Annotated in this window: 20 protein-coding genes; 16 read left to right on the top strand and 4 right to left on the bottom strand. The window is 72.8% G+C overall.

What is annotated here, in order from left to right; translation table 11 throughout:
* Window positions 1-157 precede the first annotated feature (157 nt).
* Window positions 158-1519 carry an AMP-binding protein gene (locus OG429_RS41150; RefSeq protein ID WP_328930755.1) on the top strand — a complete coding sequence of 454 codons (1362 nt, stop codon included), beginning with the start codon at window positions 158-160 and terminating at the stop codon, window positions 1517-1519.
* Window positions 1516-2334 carry a thioesterase II family protein gene (locus tag OG429_RS41145; RefSeq protein WP_328930754.1) on the top strand — a complete coding sequence of 273 codons (819 nt, stop codon included), beginning with the start codon at window positions 1516-1518 and terminating at the stop codon, window positions 2332-2334. Before OG429_RS41150 ends, OG429_RS41145 begins: the two co-directional genes overlap by 4 nt.
* Window positions 2335-2348: 14 nt before the next feature.
* On the opposite strand, the gene OG429_RS41140 is transcribed toward OG429_RS41145, so the two are convergent.
* Window positions 2349-2801, bottom strand: coding sequence for a MarR family transcriptional regulator (locus OG429_RS41140; protein ID WP_328930753.1), 453 nt, complete (start codon window positions 2799-2801; stop codon window positions 2349-2351).
* Between the two features lie 130 nt (window positions 2802-2931).
* Between OG429_RS41140 and OG429_RS41135 the strand changes: the two genes are divergently transcribed.
* Window positions 2932-3768, top strand: a complete 837-nt coding sequence (locus OG429_RS41135) for an alpha/beta fold hydrolase (RefSeq protein ID WP_328930752.1) — start codon at window positions 2932-2934, stop codon at window positions 3766-3768.
* A gap of 125 nt (window positions 3769-3893) precedes the next feature.
* The gene (locus tag OG429_RS41130) at window positions 3894-4538 is read left to right on the top strand and encodes a dihydrofolate reductase family protein (protein WP_328930751.1); all 645 of its coding nucleotides are present in this window, start codon (window positions 3894-3896) and stop codon (window positions 4536-4538) included.
* A gap of 38 nt (window positions 4539-4576) precedes the next feature.
* Here the strand turns inward: OG429_RS41130 and OG429_RS41125 are convergent, their stop codons facing one another.
* On the bottom strand, window positions 4577-5344 hold the full coding sequence (locus OG429_RS41125; protein WP_328930750.1) for an SDR family NAD(P)-dependent oxidoreductase: 768 nt from the start codon (window positions 5342-5344) through the stop codon (window positions 4577-4579).
* Window positions 5345-5432: 88 nt separating this feature from the next.
* Between OG429_RS41125 and OG429_RS41120 the strand changes: the two genes are divergently transcribed.
* Window positions 5433-6368: an NAD-dependent epimerase/dehydratase family protein gene (locus tag OG429_RS41120; protein ID WP_328930749.1), complete on the top strand. Its 936-nt coding sequence runs from the start codon at window positions 5433-5435 to the stop codon at window positions 6366-6368.
* 49 nt (window positions 6369-6417) lie between these two features.
* Here OG429_RS41120 and OG429_RS41115 read toward each other — a convergent pair whose 3' ends face one another.
* Window positions 6418-7422, bottom strand: a complete 1005-nt coding sequence (locus OG429_RS41115) for a ScbA/BarX family gamma-butyrolactone biosynthesis protein (protein WP_328930748.1) — start codon at window positions 7420-7422, stop codon at window positions 6418-6420.
* A gap of 461 nt (window positions 7423-7883) precedes the next feature.
* On the opposite strand from OG429_RS41115, the gene OG429_RS41110 reads away from it, so the two are divergent.
* From OG429_RS41110 to OG429_RS41060, 11 genes are all read left to right on the top strand, one after another.
* A complete protein-coding gene (locus tag OG429_RS41110) occupies window positions 7884-9146 on the top strand; it encodes a cytochrome P450 family protein (protein ID WP_328930747.1) in 1263 nt (420 codons plus the stop codon).
* Between the two features lie 101 nt (window positions 9147-9247).
* Entirely contained in the window at window positions 9248-9919 is a 672-nt protein-coding gene (locus OG429_RS41105; RefSeq protein ID WP_328930746.1) for a ScbR family autoregulator-binding transcription factor, read from the top strand.
* 109 nt (window positions 9920-10028) lie between these two features.
* Window positions 10029-10685, top strand: coding sequence for a ScbR family autoregulator-binding transcription factor (locus OG429_RS41100; protein WP_328930745.1), 657 nt, complete (start codon window positions 10029-10031; stop codon window positions 10683-10685).
* Between the two features lie 276 nt (window positions 10686-10961).
* Window positions 10962-11828 carry an AfsR/SARP family transcriptional regulator gene (locus tag OG429_RS41095; protein ID WP_328930744.1) on the top strand — a complete coding sequence of 289 codons (867 nt, stop codon included), beginning with the start codon at window positions 10962-10964 and terminating at the stop codon, window positions 11826-11828.
* A gap of 67 nt (window positions 11829-11895) precedes the next feature.
* Window positions 11896-12555 (top strand): ScbR family autoregulator-binding transcription factor, encoded by a 660-nt coding sequence (locus OG429_RS41090; RefSeq protein ID WP_328930743.1) that lies wholly within the window; start codon window positions 11896-11898, stop codon window positions 12553-12555.
* A gap of 32 nt (window positions 12556-12587) precedes the next feature.
* Complete coding sequence (locus tag OG429_RS41085) at window positions 12588-13262, top strand: phosphopantetheine-binding protein (RefSeq protein WP_328930742.1); 675 nt, start codon at window positions 12588-12590, stop codon at window positions 13260-13262.
* Window positions 13263-13278: 16 nt separating this feature from the next.
* Window positions 13279-14943 (top strand): beta-ketoacyl [acyl carrier protein] synthase domain-containing protein, encoded by a 1665-nt coding sequence (locus OG429_RS41080; RefSeq protein WP_328930741.1) that lies wholly within the window; start codon window positions 13279-13281, stop codon window positions 14941-14943.
* The gene (locus OG429_RS41075) at window positions 14940-15713 is read left to right on the top strand and encodes a 4'-phosphopantetheinyl transferase family protein (protein ID WP_328930740.1); all 774 of its coding nucleotides are present in this window, start codon (window positions 14940-14942) and stop codon (window positions 15711-15713) included. Before OG429_RS41080 ends, OG429_RS41075 begins: the two co-directional genes overlap by 4 nt.
* 271 nt (window positions 15714-15984) lie before the next feature.
* Window positions 15985-16806, top strand: coding sequence for an AfsR/SARP family transcriptional regulator (locus OG429_RS41070; RefSeq protein WP_328930739.1), 822 nt, complete (start codon window positions 15985-15987; stop codon window positions 16804-16806).
* 44 nt (window positions 16807-16850) lie between these two features.
* A complete protein-coding gene (locus OG429_RS41065) occupies window positions 16851-17612 on the top strand; it encodes a thioesterase II family protein (RefSeq protein ID WP_328930738.1) in 762 nt (253 codons plus the stop codon).
* Window positions 17609-18877, top strand: a complete 1269-nt coding sequence (locus OG429_RS41060; RefSeq protein WP_328930737.1) for a beta-ketoacyl-[acyl-carrier-protein] synthase family protein — start codon at window positions 17609-17611, stop codon at window positions 18875-18877. The genes OG429_RS41065 and OG429_RS41060 overlap by 4 nt, the downstream gene beginning before the upstream one ends.
* Before the next feature lie 12 nt (window positions 18878-18889).
* Here OG429_RS41060 and OG429_RS41055 read toward each other — a convergent pair whose 3' ends face one another.
* Window positions 18890-19351, bottom strand: coding sequence for a nuclear transport factor 2 family protein (locus OG429_RS41055; RefSeq protein ID WP_328930736.1), 462 nt, complete (start codon window positions 19349-19351; stop codon window positions 18890-18892).
* Window positions 19352-19448 lie beyond the last annotated feature (97 nt).

Raw genomic sequence — 19448 nt, 5'->3', positions numbered from 1 at the left:
CGGTCTCCCCCGAGGTCGGCGAACCTGTCAAGTCCCGCCGATCATAGGGGGAGAACGGTCGTAGGCTGGCTGAAGCGTGCGGGCAGTCCGGGCGCTTACGGGCGTGTACGGGGCGCAAGGGCCGTACGGCCATCCGGGAAGGGGAGCTGGCGAACCAATGCTGACCGCGCTCGACGGGGTGTACGGGGACCGGCCGGACGCCGTCACCGTCGCCGGCCGTTCCACTTCCTACGAGGACCTGCTCGGCGCAGCCGGCGCGGTCGCGGCCGACATCGCAGGGGCGCCCGCCTTCGCGGTGACCGCGACGGCCTCCCTGGAGACCGTGGCCGCGGTGGTCGGCGGGCTGCTGGCCGGGGTGGCCTGCGTACCGCTGCCGCCCGACGCGGGGCCCGCCGAGCGCGAGCACATCCTGCGGGACTCCGGGGCGGCCCCGGTCGAGGTGGACTTCGCCCGGCGCTCCTCCACCTGGCCGGGGAAGGCCGCGGTGCCCGAGGACCCGGCGCTGATCCTGTACACGTCCGGCACCACGGGCGCTCCCAAGGGCGTGGTGCTCAGCGGCGCGGCGATCGCCGCCGACCTGGACGCGCTGGCCGAGGCCTGGCAGTGGACCGCCGAGGACACCCTGGTGCACGGCCTGCCGCTGTTCCACGTGCACGGGCTCGTGCTCGGTGTGCTCGGCGCCCTGCGCACGGGCAGCCGCCTCGTGCACACCGGGCGGCCCACGCCGGAGGCCTACGCCGGGGCGGGCGGCAGCCTGTACTTCGGGGTGCCGACCGTGTGGTCCCGTATCGCCCGCGAACCGCAGGCCGCTGCCGCGCTGACCGGGGCCCGGCTGCTGGTGTCCGGGAGCGCCGCCCTGCCCGCGCCCGTCTTCCGGGACCTGGAACGGCTCACCGGACACCGGCCCGTCGAGCGGTACGGGATGACCGAGACCCTGATCACCATCAGCGGCCGCGCCGGCGGCGAGGTCCGCCCCGGTACGGTCGGCACCGCGCTGCCCGGCATCCGTACGCGCGTGGCCGCCGAGCCGGGCGCCGAGATCGGGGAACTCCAGCTCACCGGACCCACGTTGTTCTCGGGGTACCTGGGCCGACCGGAGGCCACCGCCGCCGCGTACACCGAGGACGGCTGGTTCCGCACGGGCGACATCGCCGCTGTCGACGAGTCGGACGGCGTCCACCGGATCGTGGGCCGCGCCTCCATCGACATGATCAAGTCGGGCGGCTACCGGATCGGCGCGGGCGAGATCGAGAACGCGCTGCTGGACCATCCCAAGGTGAGCGAGGCGGCGGTGGTCGGCGTCCCGGACGCGGACCTCGGCCAGCGGATCGTCGCCTTCGTCGTCGCCGAGGGGGTCACCGGCGCCGAGCTCACCGACTTCGTCGCCGCGCACCTTTCGGTGCACAAGCGCCCGCGCGAGGTCCGCTTCGTCGCCGCCGTGCCGCGCAACGCCATGGGCAAGCCCCAGAAGAAGCTGCTGCTGGCGGACGAGCCCGGAGAGCCGGGGGAGGGGCGATGACGCGCGGCCTCACGGCGGGTGTCCGGCCCGACCCCTGGTTGCGGCGCTTCCACCCCGCGCCGGCGGGACCCGCCCCCGTGCTGGTGGTGCTGCCGCACGCGGGTGGGAACGCCTCCTTCTACTTCCCCTGGTCCCAGGCCCTCGCCGCGCACGCCGAGGTGCTGACGGTGCAGTACCCGGGCCGTCACGACCGGTTCGGGGAACCCGTGCCGGACACGATCGACGCGCTGGTCGAGGGGGTGCGGGCGGCGCTGCGGCCCTGGAGGGACCGGCCGTTGGTGCTCTTCGGGCACAGCATGGGAGCGGTGGTCGCCTTCGAGCTGGCGCGGCGGCTGGAGGCGGCCGGGGGACCGGACGGCGAATCCGGCGGTGGCCCGGCGAGGGGCGGGCTGCGCGGGCTGATCCTGTCCGGGCGGCGGTCCCCGCTGACCCACCGCGAGGAGGAACACCACCACACGCGGGGCGACGAGGCGCTGCTCGCCCAGCTCGGCGCGCTGGCCGGCACCGACCCGCGGCTGCTGGCGGACGAGGGGCTGCGGGCACTGATCCTGCCGGCGCTGCGCGGGGACTACCGGGCCGTCGAGACGTACCGCTACGAGCCCGGGCCGGTGCTGCGCGTTCCGGTGAGTGTGCTGACCGGCGAGGCGGACCCGCGGGTGAGTCCGTCCGAGGCCATGGCCTGGCGGGAGCTGACCGACGGTGCGTTCACCTTCCGTGGATTTCCCGGCGGGCACTTCTACCTGACCGACCACCAGGAGGCCGTGGCACGGGCCATCGCGGAGGACCTGGTGTCCTTCGGGGCGGCCGTTCGCTGAGTGGCCGAACGGCGTCAGCGGCCGTCGCGCACCAGGTGGCGGGCCAGTACCTCCAGTGCCTCGGTGACCTCGGGCAGCCGCTGCGCCTCCGTCTCGCCCAGGACCCGCACGAGGGCCTCCTCGACCTTGGAGGAGCCGGCGGCCCGTACGGCGGCCACGCGCGCGGAGACCGCGGGGGCCTGGCGGACCAGCGTGCGGCGGCGGTCGGCGGGGTCGGGCGCCGTCTCGACGGACCCGGCCTCGCGCAGGCGGGCGACGGCGCCCGAGACCTGACTCTGCGGCAGGCCCGTGCGCAGGGCGGTCTCGCCCACGGTGGTGTCCGGGTGCGTGGCGATGTCGCCCGCCACGATCACCACGGCGCGGGTGCTGCCGGCGTACTGGCCGGAGCCGCCCGGGGGTTCGGGCAGGGCCTCTTCGCCGAGCTTCATCAGGGCCCGGCCGAGCAGGAACAGTTCGATGCCATCCACTCCGACAAGGTACATCAGCGAAGATGCATCGCTGGAGATGCATCTCTCTTGATGTATCTGTTTCGATGGATTAGGCTGGTCGCAGAGCAGCGGACGAAGGGTCCGCGCCGGCCGTACGAAGGAGTTCGCCATGTCCGCAGCCGTTACCGCCGCCGCCCTCCCGGTTCCCGGGGCGACGCTGCACTACCGACTTCAGGGCTCCGGCCCGCTGCTGCTCATCTCGCAGAGCGGTGAGGGCGACGCGGACCGCACGGTGGACATGGTTCCGCACCTCACCGACGCCTACACCGTCCTGACCTACGACCGGCGCGGTCTCTCGCGGAGCCGGGCGGATGAGCCCGGGCGGACCACGACGCTCGCCGAGCACGCCGAAGACGTGCACCACCTGCTGCGAGCCGTCACCGACGAGCCGGTCCTGATGCTCGGCTGCAGCCTGGGCGCGGTGATAGGCCTCTACCTGGCGGCCAGGCACCCGGAGCAGGTCGCCGCCCTGGTCGCCCACGAGCCGGTCGCCCCGAGGCTGCTCCCTGCGGCCGCCCGCGCCCACCACGAGGCGGAGCTCGCCGCCCTCCAGGCCACCTACCGGACGGGCGGACTGTCCGCGGCCTTCCCGGAGATGGCCCGGGTGCTCGGCATAGACCTCTCCCGGCGGGACGCGGAGCCCGGTCTCACCGCCCAGCCCCTGGACGACCGGCGGCGCGCCAACTTCGGCTACTTCATCGAGCACGACTTCTCGGCGATCATCCACGACACCCTCGACCCGGCCGAGCTCACCCGCACCACGACCCGGATCCTCCCGGCGCTGGGCGCGACCACCGCGGCGACCGTCTTCGACCACCAGTGCGCCACAGCTCTGGCGGACCTGCTGGACACCGAGATACACACCTTCCCCGGCGGACACAACGGCAACACCACCCACCCGAGGGCCTACGCGGCCACGCTTCGGGCCGTGCTCGAAACCGTGTGAGGGGTGGTTGCCCGGCTCTGCCGCTCTGAGCAGGAAGGGGGTAATTCCCCGCCGGTCACCGGCGCGCCGATGAGTTTGCCCGGCCCGGTCGGTCTCATCGTTGTCGACAACGCGGGAGGAAGCACGTGGAACAGCTGCTGAGAGTCCAGAACTTCAGCGTCTCGAGTGACGGATTCGGGGCCGGCGAGCACCAGAGCCTGGAGAGACCGTTCGGCGACGCCGATCCCGGGGACCTGTTCGCCTGGGCCGGCGCCACGGCGAGCTGGCCCATGCGCACCGACCCCGGGGGGAGTCGCGGCCTCGACGACTACTTCACGCGGGATTTCGCACGCAACATCGGCGCCGAGATCATGGGCCGCAACAAGTTCGGACCTCAGCGCGGGCCCTGGCACGACCATGACTGGCGCGGCTGGTGGGGTGACGAGCCGCCGTTCCACACCCCGGTGTTCGTCATGACCCACCACAAGCGTCCCTCGTTCACGCTCTCCGACACCACGTTCCACTTCGTCGACGGCGACCCGGCCACGGTGCTCGGACAAGCGCGGGACGCGGCGCAGGGCAAGGACGTACGACTCGGCGGCGGGGCCACCACGATCCGGGAGTTTCTCGACGCCGGCCTCGTCGACACCATGCATGTGGCGGTCTCGCAGGTGCGGATCGGAGCCGGAGTGCGACTCTGGGAGTCACCCGAGGAGCTGCTCGACCGGTTCCACCTCGATGTCGTGCCCAGCCCGAGTGGTGTGACGCACCACCTGTTCTGGCGAAGATGACACGAGGGTGCAGTCGGCGGACCTCCCCGGTCAGAGCGCTAGCGGGTGGTCCAGCCGCCGTCCACCGCCAGGGTCGTCCCCACGACGAATGACGCGCGGTCGCTGCACAGCCAGGCGGCGGCCTCCGCGATCTCGTGGGGGTCGGCGATGTGCGGGAGCAGTGCCGAGTCGAGGAGCACCTTCTCCATCTCGGGGTGCCGGCCGAGCCAGTCGTCGACCATCTCGCTGCGGGTCGAGCCGGGCGCGATGGCGTTGACCCGGATGCCGTGGGCGGCGTACTCGGCCGCGGCCGCCTTGGTCAGACCGATCACCGCGTGCTTCGAGGCGATGTAGACCGAGGACACGGGGGTGGCGACCAGCCCGCCGGTGCTGCTGTTGTTGACGATGGCACCGCCGCGGCCGATCATCGCCTTCACCTGGGCGCGCATGCAGTTCCACACGCCGCGCACATTGGTGTCCATGACGGAGTCGTAGACGTCCTCGTCCAGCAGGTGCATGGGCTTGGGCTCCGTGCCGACGCCCGCGTTGTTGAAGGCGGCGTCCAGGGCTCCGTACGTGTCGACGGCGGCGGAGACGGCGCCGGCCATGGCTGCGGGGTCCGTCACGTCGGCGACGACGTACTGGGCCCGGTGTCCCGCGGCCACGAGTTCGGCGGTGAGCTCGGCCAACGGGCGCTGCCGGCGGGCGACCAGCGTGACGGCGGCCCCCTCACGGCAGAAGACCCGGGCGGCGGCAGAGCCGATGCCCGCGCTGGCGCCTGTGATCAGAGTCGACTTTCCCTCAAGGAGGCCTCTACCAGCAGTCATGGTGTACGACAGTATCAGCACCGTTTTCTCATGATCGTTTTGGCAAGGCTCGGGTGAGAGGCAGTAGTTGACCACCGAACGGATACTCGTGACCGGAGCCACCGGCTTCGTCGGCTCCCACGTCGTGAAGCGGCTGCTGGCCGAGACCCGGCGGGGTGCGTCCCCCGCGTCGCTGCGGCTGCTGACCCACCGGACGTCGGCGCCCGCCGAGTGGGCCGGCGCTGAGGTCGCCGGGGGAAGCCTCACCGACCCCGCGTCCCTGCGCGGGATCTGCGACGGCGTCACGACCGTGCTGCATCTCGCGGCGCGGATCGGGGGCACCGAGGAGGAGTGCCGCGAGGTCAACGCCGAGGGCACCCGGGCGCTGCTGGCCGAGGCCCGGCGGGCGGGTGTGGGGCGGGTCGTGCAGCTCGGCACCGCCGCCGTCTACAAGGACGTCGCCCACAGGGGCGAGGCCGAGGGCGTGCTCACCGAGGCGCCCACGTCGCCTACCAGCGTCACCCGGCTGGAGGGGGAGCGGCTCGTGCTCGCCGCGGGCGGGACCGTGCTGCGTCCGCACTTGATCTACGGCGACGGCGACACGTGGATGATCCCGGCCCTGGTCCAGCTGCTGGACAAGCTGCCGTACTGGCTGGACGGCGGTCGTGCGCGGATCTCCCTGGTGTCGGTGGACGCCCTGGCCGGGGCGTTGGCGGCGCTCGTCCGGCTGCCTGTCGGCGCCGTCGGCGGGCAGGTGCTGCACGCGAGCCACCCGGAGCCGGTCTCCGCGCGCGAGCTGGTCACGACGGTGACCCGGGAGCTGGGGCTGGAGGCGCCGCGCGGGGAACTCACCGTCGCTCAGGCGCTGGAACTGCTCGGCGCGGCCGACGACCCGGTCACCCGACGCCGCATCTCGCTGCTGGCCGTGGACCACTGGTACGACAGCACGCGCCTGTGGTCCCTCGTCCCGGCCGAACCCGGGCCGGTCTTCGCCGAGGCGTTCGCGCGCCACGCTCCCTGGTACCGGGCACTGCTGAGCCGCTGATCCCCGCACAGCGGCTCAGCAGCGCCCGACGGCAAGGGCCGGCGCGGTGTCACACCCGGCGTCGGCCGCCGTGCTCCGCACCGACGGTGCCCGTGACGGTCGCCGCGAATATCTTGCGGCCGTCCTGGTGGCCGGTCACCTCCACCATGCGGACCCCGGAACCTTCGGCGGCCGGGATCTCCCGGGCGTCGATCCAGCAGGGGGCGTCGAGTTCGGCGTAGCTGTGGAACGCGGTCTCGATGCCCGACGGGGTGAAGGCGGCGTCGGGCAGCAGGCTGTAGGCGGCCTGGCGGGCGGCTTCGACCAGGACCATGCCCGGGTGGTGGTCATTGGCGTGCTCGAAGAGGATCGGGTGGCCCAGGTCGGGGTTCAGCAGCCAGCGGTCCGGCCGGTCCGACGGGGCGAGCACGACGTCGAACGGCAGCAGCCGTCCTGCGGTCGCCGCGGGGACCGGGGTCTCGCGGGCCAGCGGTTCGAGCAGGGCGCCGGGGCCGCGCTCACCGCGGACCCTGCGGTACACCGCCGGGGGGACGCAGCTGAAGAGCGCCGTCCCCGAGGCGGCGACCTCGCCGTTGCGGCGGATGGTCACGCGCAGGAAGCCGGAGAACCTGTTGCCCTTCCAGGCGAAGTCCGTGCAGGTCGCGATGAGTTCGAGTTCGGTGGGGCTGGAGCCGATGTGCAGCTGGGAGAGGTCGGACTCGAAGCCGAGGGTCCACAGCAGCACGTTGTGCCCCAGCGGGACCCCGTACTCCGCGTGGCAGAGGAAGAGGCCGACCTGGCGGATCGTTTCCCCGGCCTGGACCGGGTCGTGGCTGGTGCCGTCGGCGCTGGTGAAGAACGTGTGGGCACGGGGCCACTGGCCGGTGAGCGAGAAGACGTTGTCGTCGATCTTCGTGCAGCCGGTCAGGAAGACCTCCGCGAGGGAGCTGCGGTGCACGTACTCCCTCGGGACGGTGGTGGTCAGTTGGGGAAGTTCGTTACAGCGCGTCCATGGTGCTCCGGCGGTCTGGTCGGCCAGCACGGGGGCGTTCTTCTGGAACGTCAGCAGGGTCATGGACCTCTCCACAGAGCCGGGTTGACGGATGGGATGAGCACTCCCAAACGCAAGATACGTACTCTCCGGTTTTGTTTGCAAGGTGGTACTTGGGATCGTCCGTCGCACACGTCACCCCGGTTAGGGGTGGAACAGGGGTGTACCGATCGCCCCGATCCAGCCCCCACCAGGGAAGTCACCGTCGGATCACGCTGCGTGGAGATCGCTGGCTCCACCCCAAGTGGGAACTGGTATTCCGGTCGGAAGGCGAGCGTGTCGCAGGGGAGGGATTGCGCCGTCGGCTGCTTTCGGTACCCCTCTCGGCGGGGCTCGCGGCCTGCAGGGAGCCCGCTTGGCGGTGTGGTCGTGGAGGTGCCACACTTGGGCCCGCCACCGGGTGTATACGAACCGGACGGGCGGTTTTGAAAATGCGGAGTCGAGGCCACTCGACTCCCGGACCGCCGACCCCAGGAGGCACCGCAATGCTTCGTCAATGCCCTTTCGCCATCGACCCGTCGGGCCGCGACATCCACGCCGAGGCCGCACGGCTGCGGGAGTTGGGTCCGGCGGTCAGGGTGACCCTTCCCGGCGGGGTGCAGGGGTGGGCCGTGGCCGGCCACCACGCGCTCAGGAAACTGCTCGCCGATCCGCGCGTCTCGAAGGACGCCTACCGGCACTGGCCCGCCTGGATCAGCGGAGAGGTCGGCCCCGAGTGGCCGCTGGCGATCTGGGTGTCGGTGCAGAACATGATCACCGCGCACGGAGCCGAGCACACCCGGCTGCGCCGGATGGCGCTGAAGGCGTTCACGCTGCGCCGGGTCGCCGCGATGCGCCCGCGGATCGACGAGGTCGTCGCCGAGGTCCTGGACGAACTCGCCCGACGGTCCGGGGACGAGCCGGTCGACCTGCGGGCCCACTTCGCGCACGAGGTCCCCACGCGCATCATGTTCGAGCTCTTCGGCATCCCCGAGTGGGCGCGGGCCAGGCTCTACAAGATCATCAGTGGCTTCTTCGACACCGCGATATCGGCCGAGGACGCGCACCGCAACGGGGTCGACCTCTACGAGACCATGGGCGAGCTGGTCTCCCACAAGCGCGCCCACCCCGCGGAAGACCTGACCAGCGGTCTGATCGCCGCCCGGGACGACGAGGACGGCGCCCAGCTGACGGAGAAGGAGCTCGTCGACAACCTGATCCTGCTCTTCACCGCGGGCTACGAGACCTCGGTGAACCTGATCTCCAGCGCGGTGCACGAACTGCTGGCGCACCCGTCCCAGCTGGAACTGATCCGGTCGGGACTGGCCTCGTGGGAGGACGCGGTCGAGGAGACGCTGCGCAGGCAGCCGCCCGCCGCCAACGCCATCCTGCGGTACGCCGTCGAGGACATCGACGTCGAGGGAACGGTGATCCCCAAGGGCGACCCGATCATCGTCTCCCTGGCCTCGGCCGGGCGTGACCCGCAGGTCCACGGCGCCGACGCGGACGACTTCGACATCACCCGGGCCACCCGCAGCGACCACATGGCGTTCGGGTTCGGGCCCCACTACTGCATGGGCGCGACGCTGTCCCGACTGGAGGCAGCGGTGGCCGTTTCCGCTCTCTTCGGCCGCTTTCCCGGGATGTCCCTCGCCGTCCCGCCGCAGGGGCTGGGGCGCGTGGAGTCGTTCATCTCGAACGGACTTCGGGAACTGCCCGTACGGCTCGGGCCGGACACTGTACAGGAATCCGAGGTCCAACACTCGTGACTTTGTGCTTGATAAAGTAAGGACCTTCTGGTTGGTTTTATATGGGAGATGGATCCTGTACGGGACCGTTCCGCAGGGACGCACGGACATTCGGAGGCACTGTGGCACGGCAGGAGCGTGCGGTACGTACGCGTCGCGCGATCTTGGAAGCGGCCGCGGCGGTCTTCGACGAACGTGGATACGAGGCCGCGACGATCGCGGACATCCTGTCCAGGGCGGGTGTCACCAAGGGCGCGCTGTACTTCCACTTCTCGTCGAAGCAGGAGCTGGCCCAGGGTGTACTGGACGAGCAGTTCGCCGAGGGCGGAGTGCCGCCCCGCGAGAGCAAGCTGCAGGAGCTGTTCGACGTCGCCCTGGTCCTCGCGCACCGGATGAAGTACCAGCCCATGCTCAGCGCCGGTGCCCGGCTCTCGCTGGGACCGGACATGCGCGAGATCTTCGGCGGCGGGTCGGTGCCCGGATGGATCCAGTTCACCGAGGAACGCCTCGCCCAGGCCAAGGCGCAGGGTGAACTGCTGCCGCACGTGGACCCGGCGGAGACGGCTTGGATCATCTCGGCCTGCTGGACCGGGGCGCAGATCTACTCGCAAACCCTCACCGACCGCGAGGACATCGAGTACCGCATCTCGGGTGTCTACCAGCACCTTTACCCCAGCATTGCGACGCCCGCCGTGCTGGCCCGCCTCGACATGGCCGCGGACCGCGGCGCCCGGGTCGTGGCGGAGATCGAGGCGCTGGAGTCCGCGGAGCCGCGGGAGCCGGCCCTCCCCTGACACAGCTCGCACGAGTGGTCTTCGAGTGATCCTTCAGTGCTCTCGCCGACCATGATCGCGAACTCTGTCATCCCCTGGGCAAACCGCGTCAGCGGTTTGTGGAGAACTCATGGTCAAGCAGGAACGTGCCGCCCGCACGCGTGAAGCCCTGATCCGCGCCGCTGCCGAGATCTTCGCGGAGGAGGGCTTCGTCACCGCCTCCATCGCGACCATCAGCCGGAAGGCGGGGGTCAGCGCGGGAGGGCTGCACTTCCACTTCGGCAGCAAGACGGAGCTGGCCGAGGCCGTCGAGGGCCGCGCGGTGGAAGCCGTACGGCGGATCACCGCGGCCGTGCCGGGCCGTTCCGGCGGCGCCCTGCAACTGCTCATCGACGGGGCGCACAGGCTGGCGGCGCTGCTGGCGCACGACGTCGTCGTGCGGGCCGGGTTCGGTCTGTGTGCGGACTGGCGCCGCGACACCGGCTGCGATCTGCGGCGGATCTGGCAGGGGTGGGTGCAGGACGTGTTCCGCGCCGCGGAGCGGGACAGGCAGCTGGCCGACGGGGTGTCACCCGAGGACGGGGCACTGGCCGTCGTGGCGGCGACCGTGGGCTTCGAGGTGCTGGGCGCCGGCGAGCCCGACTGGGTGTCGCACAGGTCGCTCACCCGCTTCTGGGCGCTGCTGCTGCCGAGGCTCGCCGCACAGCACGTACTCGCAGTGCTGGTGGCCGAGGGATCCGGCACGGGACCGGTGGCCGAGCCGCAGGCAGCCGACGACCATCAATAAGCGGACCGGATGGTCTCTTTTTAGGGGAGTCCGCGCGGCCTTGAGGTCGGCGCGAGGGATGCCTGGCACATTGAGGACCACTTCCCCGGCGCCCCGGAATGCCGATGAATGCGCAGGTCAGAGCCGATCTGAAGCGACGTCTGCCGACGGGTGCCCATCCTCTCGAACAGTGAAACAGCGCAACCGGTTTGATGTTGACAAACCGTCGGTCCTGTTTTTTACTGACTGCGGCGAGAGTCGATCCCTCAACCCACCGACCAGGCAGGGGAGTACGGCGTGGACATCGATGTACTGGGCGCACTGGCGGTGCGTGAGAACGGAATATCCATCACACCCACCGCTCCCAAGCCGCGCCAGGTCCTGGCGCTGCTGGCCCTTCACGCGGACCAGGTGGTGCCCGTGTCCGCCCTCATCGAGGAACTGTGGGCCGGCGCACCGCCCCGCAGCGCGCGCACCACGCTCCAGACCTACGTACTGCAGCTGCGCGCCCTGATCGCGAACGCCCTGGAACAGGGCGCCCGCGCCGACACCGGATCCGAGAACGGGACCCCCGGCGCCGGACGCGGCCGGCGCACCGCCAAGGACGTGCTGGTCACGCTGCCGGGCGGCTACCTGCTCGACAGCGGCGGCGGCGTCAGTGACGTCCGCGAGTTCGAGCGGCTCTCCGGCATGGGCTACCGGGCGATGGACGCGGGCGACTTCCCGGGCGCGGCCCGCCAGCTGCGCGACGCCCTGTCGCTGTGGTCCGGCCCCGCCTTCGCCGACGTGCACGGCGGCATCCAGCTGGACATGGAGACCAGGCGGCTGGAGGAGACCCGGCTGTGCGCGCTCGACCAGCGCATCGAGGCAGACCTGCGGCTCGGCCGACACCGTGAGCTGCTCGCCGAACTGACCGTGCTCGCGAGCCGGTACCGCACCCACGAGAACCTGCACGGCCAGTTCATGCTCGCGCTGCACCGCTCCGGCCGCCGCAGCGAGGCCCTCGACGTCTACCAGCGGCTGCGCGCCACGCTCGTACGGGAACTGGGCCTGGAGCCGTCGGCCGCACTGCGCCGGCTGCAGCGGTCCATTCTGATGGCAGGCCCCGAGAGCCCGTTGGAGGCGCCGGAGGCCAACGGCGAGCGTCTCGTGCGCGTGGGCTGACATGGGTGCTCTCACGACGACCCAGACCACGCGCCGGCCGCGGGGCCGGGCAACGGGCCGAGGAGGCATGGCGGTGCAGGAGAGGTCGGAGCGGACCCGCCGCAAGCTCGTCCACGCCGGGGCCGACTTGTTCAACCGCAACGGCTACGCGAACGCGACGCTCAGCGGGATCGCCGCGTCGGCCGGCGTGACCAAGGGGGCGCTGTACTTCCACTTCGCCTCCAAGGACGAACTCGCCGATGCCGTCCAGCAATGCGGCTGCGCCCTGCTCCACGCGCACATGCGCACGCTGCGCGAATCCGGGCTCTCCCCCTTGCAGGCGCTGGTCGACACGACGCACTGGCTGGCCCGAGCCCTGCACGAGGAGCCGGCGGTCCCCGCCAGCTTCCGGATCACCAAGGAGTGCACGGGCACGCAGCCGCCCGTCACCGACTTCCACCGCGTCTGGGTCGCGGCGGTCTGCGGTCTGCTGCGCCAGGCCCGGGACTCGGGCGAACTGCGCGAGGGGAGCTCCTGGGAGAGCGTCGAGTCGCTCGTCGCCGCGGCCGCATGCGGGATCGAGGTGATGGCGGGCACCGGGATGCCCTCCGCGGAACTGCGGCGCAGGGTGGCCGCGCTGTGGTCGATGCTCCTGCCGGTCCTCGTCCCCGAGGGCAGGGCGAAGGACTTCCGGACGGCGGCGCCGGACACCGCGTACCCGCGCGAGTTCTCGGCCAGCGCCGTCTGACCCGCGCCACCGACGGTTCGGAGGAGCCACCGATGACGAACGATCGCGCCGAGGTGTTGTCCGACCTCATCGGGGTGCTCGGCGACGTGCTGCGGGTCGACCCGGAGCGGATCGACCCCGAGCAGACCTTCCAGTTCCTCGGCCTCGACTCGCTGCTGACCACGGAGTTCGTGGCCGTGGTCAGCGCCCGCTACGGGATTCGGGTGCCCGCCACCGACCTCTACGACCACCCCACCCCGGCGGCCTTCGCCCGGGAGGTCGCACGGGCGGCCGCGGCGGCCGGAGCCACGGAACCTGGGCACGGACGCGAAACGACCGCCCCGGCCCCCGTCCCCGTCGCCGTCCCCACCGCCGTCCCCGCCGGGGAGATCGTCGAGGTGCTGCGCGAACAGCTCACCGCGATCCTGTGCTGTGACAGCTGGGCCCTCGACACGGCCGCCCCCTTCGCGACGCTCGGGGTGGACTCGCTCCTCGGGGCGGAGTTCGTCGCGGTCGTCAACCGCATCTTCGGCCTGGACGAACGCGCCGTCGTCCTGCACGAGTACCCGAACCTGGACGCGCTCGCGGCGTACGTCGCCCGGCGCAGCGGGGCACGGGCCACGCCCCCGGCCGTACGGGAACTCGAACTGCTGCTGGACGCCCTGCGCGACGGACGGCTCAGCGTCGCCGAGGCGCTCGTGCTGCTGCCGCGCCGGGCACAGGTCTGACGGGAGACGAACCGGGATGGACGAGCGGGAGATCCTGACCCGTTTCAAGGACGGGACCCTGGACCGCAGGCAGGCGGTCGCGCTGCTGACGCCCGCCGTGGCCGCCGCCCCCGCGCTCGCGGGCGGCTCGCCGCAGATGCCCGCACTGCCCTCGGTGCCGTACGCACCGGCCGCGCGGGACCTGGCGGCGGCGCAGGCCCCCGTGGCCGTCGTCGGGATGGCCGGCCGCTTTCCGCAGGCCCCGGACCTCGCGGCGTACTGGCGGCTGCTGTGCACCGGCCGCGGCGCGGCCGCCGCGCCGCCGCCCGGCCGGCCCGGCACGGAGCCCGGCCACTACCTGGAGCGGGTCGCGGACTTCGACGCGGAGTTCTTCGGGCTCGACCCGCGGGAGGCCGCGCTGACCGACCCGCGCGCACGCCTGCTGCTGGAGACGGCCTGGGAGGCGTTCGAGGACGCCGGATGCACCGGCACCCGGCTCGACGCGCTGCGCGCCCCCGACGGCACCGCGCGCGGCGTCGGGGTGTTCGTCGGCGCGGGGGAGGGCGACTGGCCGCTGCTCGCCGCCGAGGCGGGCGTGGAACCGGGCGGCGGGCACTGGGACATGGCCAACAGTGTGTCCCGGGTGCTCGGCCTGACGGGACCCAGCCAGTGCGTGGACACCGCCGAGGCCTCCGTGCCGACGGCGCTGCACCTCGCGCTCGCGGCCCTGGAGCGCGGGGAGTGCGCGGCAGCCCTCGTCGGAGGCGTCCACCTGCTGCTGCACCGGTGGAGCCTGCGGCCCGGGGCGGGCGAGGCGGTGGGGGCGCTGCTGCTGAAGCCGCTGGAACGGGCCCTCGCGGACGGCGACACCGTCCACGCCGTCGTGCGCGGCAGCGCCGCCGCGCACGCGGAGTCCGGGATGCTCGGGGCGGCCCTGGAGCGGGCCTCGGTCACCGAGGAGGGCCTCGGCCTGCGCGAGACGGCGGCCTGCGCGCAGCCCTCGGTGGGCCGCAGCGGGCCGGCCACCGGACTGGCGCTGCTCGTGCGCGCCGTCCTCCAGCTGCGCCACGGCGTCCTGGTCCCCACACCCGGCCGCGCCGTCGCCGAGCCCTGGACGCATCCGGACCCGTCGGAGCCCCGCCGCGCGGTCGCGGGCCTGCGGGGTGCGGGCGGAGTCGACGCCCAGGTGGTGCTGGAGGAGTACCTGCCGGCGCCGTCGCAGTACGACGGCGCCGCGCGCGCGGCCGGACGCGCGGAGCTGGTGGTGCTGTCCGGTCCGACACCACGCCATGTGAAGGCCACCGCACAGCGGTTGGCGGAGTGGCTGCGGGCGGGGTACGAGGTACCGGGCATCGCGGCGGTGGCGCGCGGGCTGCGGGCCGGGCGCGCGGCCATGGACTGCCGGATCGCCGTCGTCGTGCACGGCGCGGAGGAACTGGTACGGGTGCTGGGGGACGCCTCGTGCGTGGACCTGCGCGGCGGGCAGCGGGATCCGATGGGACTCGGCGAGGCCGCCGAGACCGTCGGCTACCTCGCCGCCCTGTGGCACGGCGGCAGACTGGGACAGCTGCGCGACCTGTGGCTGTCCGGGGTGGACGTGGACTGGGCCGCGCTGGAGGCCGTACCCGGCGCGGGGGCCGTCTCGGTGCCCATGCCGCCGTCCGCGCTGCTGCGCACCCCCCTGTGGCTGCCGGCACGGTGAGCGTCAGCCTCTGGTTCTGCCCCGAGGCCGATCTCGCCCCGGGGCTCGCCGCCACCCTCGCCGCGCACTGGCTCGACGCCCACGAGCAGGAGACCGCCACCCGGTTCCACTTCGAACGGGACCGGCGCCGGTACCTCGTGGCGCACACGCTCCTGCGCCGGGTCCTGGCCCTGGAGACCGGAATCCCCGAGGCGGAGGCCGACCTGCGGCGCTCCGCGCACGGACGGCCCTTCCTGCGGCCCCCGGCGGAAGGACTGCCGCGCGGCGGCGGGGCGCTGGACTTCAGCCTGTCCCGCACCCACGCCCACACGCTCGTGGGCGTGGCCCGCGGCCACCGCATCGGCGTGGACGTCGAGCACACGGGCCGCGGCGCGGCCGCCCTGGAGAGCATCGCCGAGGGCTTCGCGCGGGCGGAGCGGGACTGGATCGCCCGCGCGCCCGCCGGGCCTTCGCGCACCCGCCGCGCGCTGCGGCTGTGGACGCTCAGGCAGGCGTACGCGAAAGCGCGCGGCCTCGGCCTCGGCCCGGGCCCGGCCCAGGAGGAGTACGCCTTCACGCGGGCGGACGAAGACGGTCCGCCGGTCCTCACCGTGGCCGGGGACGGCCGGCCGGACCGCTGGCGCTTCCTGGAGTTCGAGCCGGCGGCGGAGACCGTCGCCGCGGTCGCGGTCGAGACCGGCACGCCGGCCGGGGCGGGGTCGCCCGCCGCGGACCTGCGCACCGGATTCCCCTGGGGGCGCGCCACGCCCCGCGTCCTCGCCCTGACCTGAAACACCCCCCGCCTCTCAGCCAGTTCTCGACTTCCCCCGAAAATTCGAGGAGATATCGAGTACCGGTTGAATCGGAGGTGATAACCGGAATGCCGGGCCGACCCCCTGAATTAGGCATTCCGCCGGGTCGGAAGGGGTCCGGAATTCAATGGGTTGGAAGGCCGCTCGACGGCTGCTCAAGGTTTTGGCGGCTATTCCCTGGGTCCCGCTACCGTGCACGAGTCGAAGGCTGGAAATCGACGGGAACTCGACGTTAGTGACGGAGGAGACCATGAAGATTCAGGTTCTGGGTCCGTTGAGTGCCGAGGTCAACGGGGGCTCGATTGTTCCGACCGCCAGGAAGCCGCGCCAGATCCTGGCGCTGCTCGCGCTCTACCCTGGCCGGGTCATGCCCGTACCGACGCTTATGGAAGAAATATGGGGGACGCAGCTTCCGCACAGCGCGCTGACCACCCTCCAGACGTACATACTTCAACTTCGCCGGCGGCTCGGCACGGCCATGGGTCCGGGGGCCCCGGGAAATGCCAAGGAGCTGCTGGCGACCCGCCACGGGGGCTACCTCCTGCAAATGCCGCCGGAGTCCGTGGACGTCCACGAATACGAGCAGCTGGTCGCGAGCGGCCAGAGTGCCTTCGACAAGGGGGACGACGAGACCGCAGCCGTGCTGCTGCGCCGGGCACTCGGCCTGTGGCAGGGGCACGCGCTGGTCGACGTACGGGTGGGGCCGATCCTGGAGATCGAGGTCATGCGTCTGGAGGAGAGCCGGCTCGTGACCACCGAGCGGCGCATCGACGTGGACCTGCGGCTGGGCCGGCACACCGAACTCCTCGCCGAACTGAAGGAGATGATCGCCCGCCACCCGCAGCACGAGGGGCTGCACTCGCAGGCGATGGTGGCCTTCTACCGCTCGGGCCGCCAGGCCACCGCCCTCGACATCTACCGCAGGCTCCGCGCCCGGCTGATCGAGGAGCTCGGCGTCGAGCCCTCGCCGCAGCTGCAGCGGCTGCACCATGCGATGCTCGCCGTCGACCCGGCCCTGGACGTGCCCGCGGGACCGCGCCGCGGCTCGACCTTCAACCTGTACGCGGCGTAAGGCGCGACAGGCCGACGACGGACCGGATTTCGACACAGAAGGGCATGGGGATGGGCGTACGGGTGCTGTGCTTCGCACACGCGGGGGCCGGGGTCTCGGCCTTCCACCGCTGGCCGAGGCTGGTCGGGCCGGGAGTGGAGACGAAGGCGTGGCTGCTGCCCGGGCGGGACGGGCGGCGCGGCGAGGCACGGGTGACCGACCGGGACGCCCTCCTGGCGGACCTGGCCCCGCTGGTCGAAACGGCCGTACGGGCGGGGGAGCCGTACGTGCTGTACGGCCACAGCCTCGGCGGCATGGTCGCCTACACCCTGGCCCGGCACCTGCACGCGTGCGGGCTGCCGCTGCCCGCCCTGCTCGCGATCGGGGCCCTGCCGCCGCCCGACGCGCCTGCCGCGCTCGCGACCTGCGCGGACCTGCCCGACGCCGAACTGCTCCAAGTCCTGGACACCCTCGACGCGGTGCCGGCCGGAACCGCCCCCGGTGACCTGTGGCACCGATCCGTCTTCCCCGTCCTGCGTGACGACCTCAGGCTCGCCGGAGCGCTGCGCGCCGCGGCCCGGGAACCCGGGGACGCGGGCCCGCTCCCGGTGCCGGTCCTGGCCGTCGCCGGACGCGAGGACACGCTGGGCACCCCCGAGGCGCTGGCCGGCTGGGCGCGCTGGACCACCGGCCCGTTCGCCCACCGCACCGTCCCGGGCGGGCACTTCTTCGTACGCGACAAGGCCCTGCCCCGGCTGATCGGGCGGGCCGCGCGTGTCGTGGAGCGGGCGGCGACGCCCGCGCCGGCCGTGGCGCGGGGCCGGTGAGGCGGGCCGTCGTCACCGGCCTGGGCGTGGTCGCGCCGGGCGGGGTCGGTGTGCCGGGCTTCTGGGATCTGCTCACCTCCGGGCGGACCGCCACCCGCGCCCTGACCCGCTTCGACGCCTCCGGGTTCCGCTCCCGGGTCGCCGCCGAGGCCGACTTCGACGAGCTGGGCTGCGGGCTCAGCCTGGCCGAGGCCCTGCGGCTCGACCGCGGTGCCCAGTTCGCGGTGGCGGGGGCCCGGGAGGCTCTGGCCGACAGCGGGCTGGGCGGGCCGGGCGGGCCGCAGGGACTCGACCCGCTGCGCTGCGGGGTCACCCTGGGCAGCGCGCTCGGCTGCGCGAGCTCCCTCGACCGGGAGTTCGCCGCCGCCGCGGGCCGCGCCACCGGCTGCCCTGCGTCGCAGCCGGGGCGGGTGGCGGAGCGGCTGTACGACTACTTCGTGCCCTCCTCCATGGCCGCCGAGGTGGCCCGTACCGTCGGCTCCCAGGGCCCGGTGTCCTTGCTGTCCAGCGGCTGCACCTCGGGCCTGGACGCGATCGGGCACGCCGTCGACCTGATCCGCGAGGGCGGCGCCGACGTGATGGTCGCCGGGGGGAGCGAGGCGCCGATCTCGCCGATGACGCTGGCTTCCTTCGACGCCGTCCGCATCGCCTCCCACCAGCGCAACGAGGATCCGCAGGGCGCCGCCCGGCCCTTCGACCGCACCCGCGACGGGTTCGTCCTGGGCGAGGGCGCGGCCATGCTCGTGGTGGAGGAGCTGGAGCACGCGCGGCGCCGCGGCGCCCACGTGTACGCGGAGATCGCCGGGTTCGGTTCGCGCAGCAGCGCCTACCACATGACCGGGCTGCGGGCCGGCGGCGCCGATCTCGCCGAGGCCGTCCGCGCCGCGCTGGACGAGGCACGCCTGGACCCCGGGGCGGTGGGCCACGTGGCCGCGCACGGCTCGGGGACCCGCAGCGGCGACGTCCACGAGACGGTGGCCCTCAAGCGGGCCCTGGGCGCGCACGCGCACCACGTGCCGGTCAGCGCCGTCGCCTCCATGATCGGGTATTCGCTGGGGGCGCTCGGCGCCCTCGCCGTGGCCGCCTGCCTGCTCGCCGTCGAACACGGCGTGGTGCCGCCGACCGCGAACCTGCACGAGCCCGACCCGGCCTGCGACCTCGACTACACGCCGCTCACCGCGCGCGAGCAGCGCGTGCGGACCGCCCTCACGGTGGGCAGCGGCTTCGGCGGCACGCACAGCGCGCTGGTGGTGACCCGCGTCTGACGCCGGTCGTCCTCAACGCAGGTCGTCGCGGGAGACCACGCGGTGGGCGGTGCGCCAGTGGCCGCGGCGGCGCACCAGCGTGTCCTCCATGACGCACACCCGGTGCACCGTGGGCTCCCCGCCGGGCGGGGTCAAGTACACCAGCTCGTAGGCGCGGGTGTGCACCGTGCCGTCGGGCCGCGGCTGTACGTCGAGCATGCCGAGCCAGTGCCGCAGCCGCTCGCCGGTCCGCCGCGCCGCCTCCTCGTTGTGCCGCACGCAGGCGACCAGCCCGGCCCGCCCGCGCACCGGGTGCGGCAGCGTCGGCACGTCGAAGACGGCCTCCTCGGTGAACGTACCGGCCCACGACTCGGCCAGGAACGAGTCGAAGAGCTGCATCTGGTGCGCGTAGAACTGCTGGATCTCGGCGTACAGCACACCGAACTCGGGCTGCTCGTGGGCGGACCGGTCCGTCGCTTCGGTGGGTGTGGTCATGGTGTACAGCCTCTGCACGGCACATCGAGCACTCTTCGAACCCTCCTCAAGCGCCCGGACCGACCGTAGGGACTCATCCGGTCAGTCCGATCAGGAG

The sequence above is a fragment of the Streptomyces sp. NBC_00190 genome, from assembly GCF_036203305.1.
In the GTDB taxonomy this organism is placed as follows: domain Bacteria; phylum Actinomycetota; class Actinomycetes; order Streptomycetales; family Streptomycetaceae; genus Streptomyces.
This window is presented reverse-complemented; position numbering and strand designations above follow the sequence as displayed.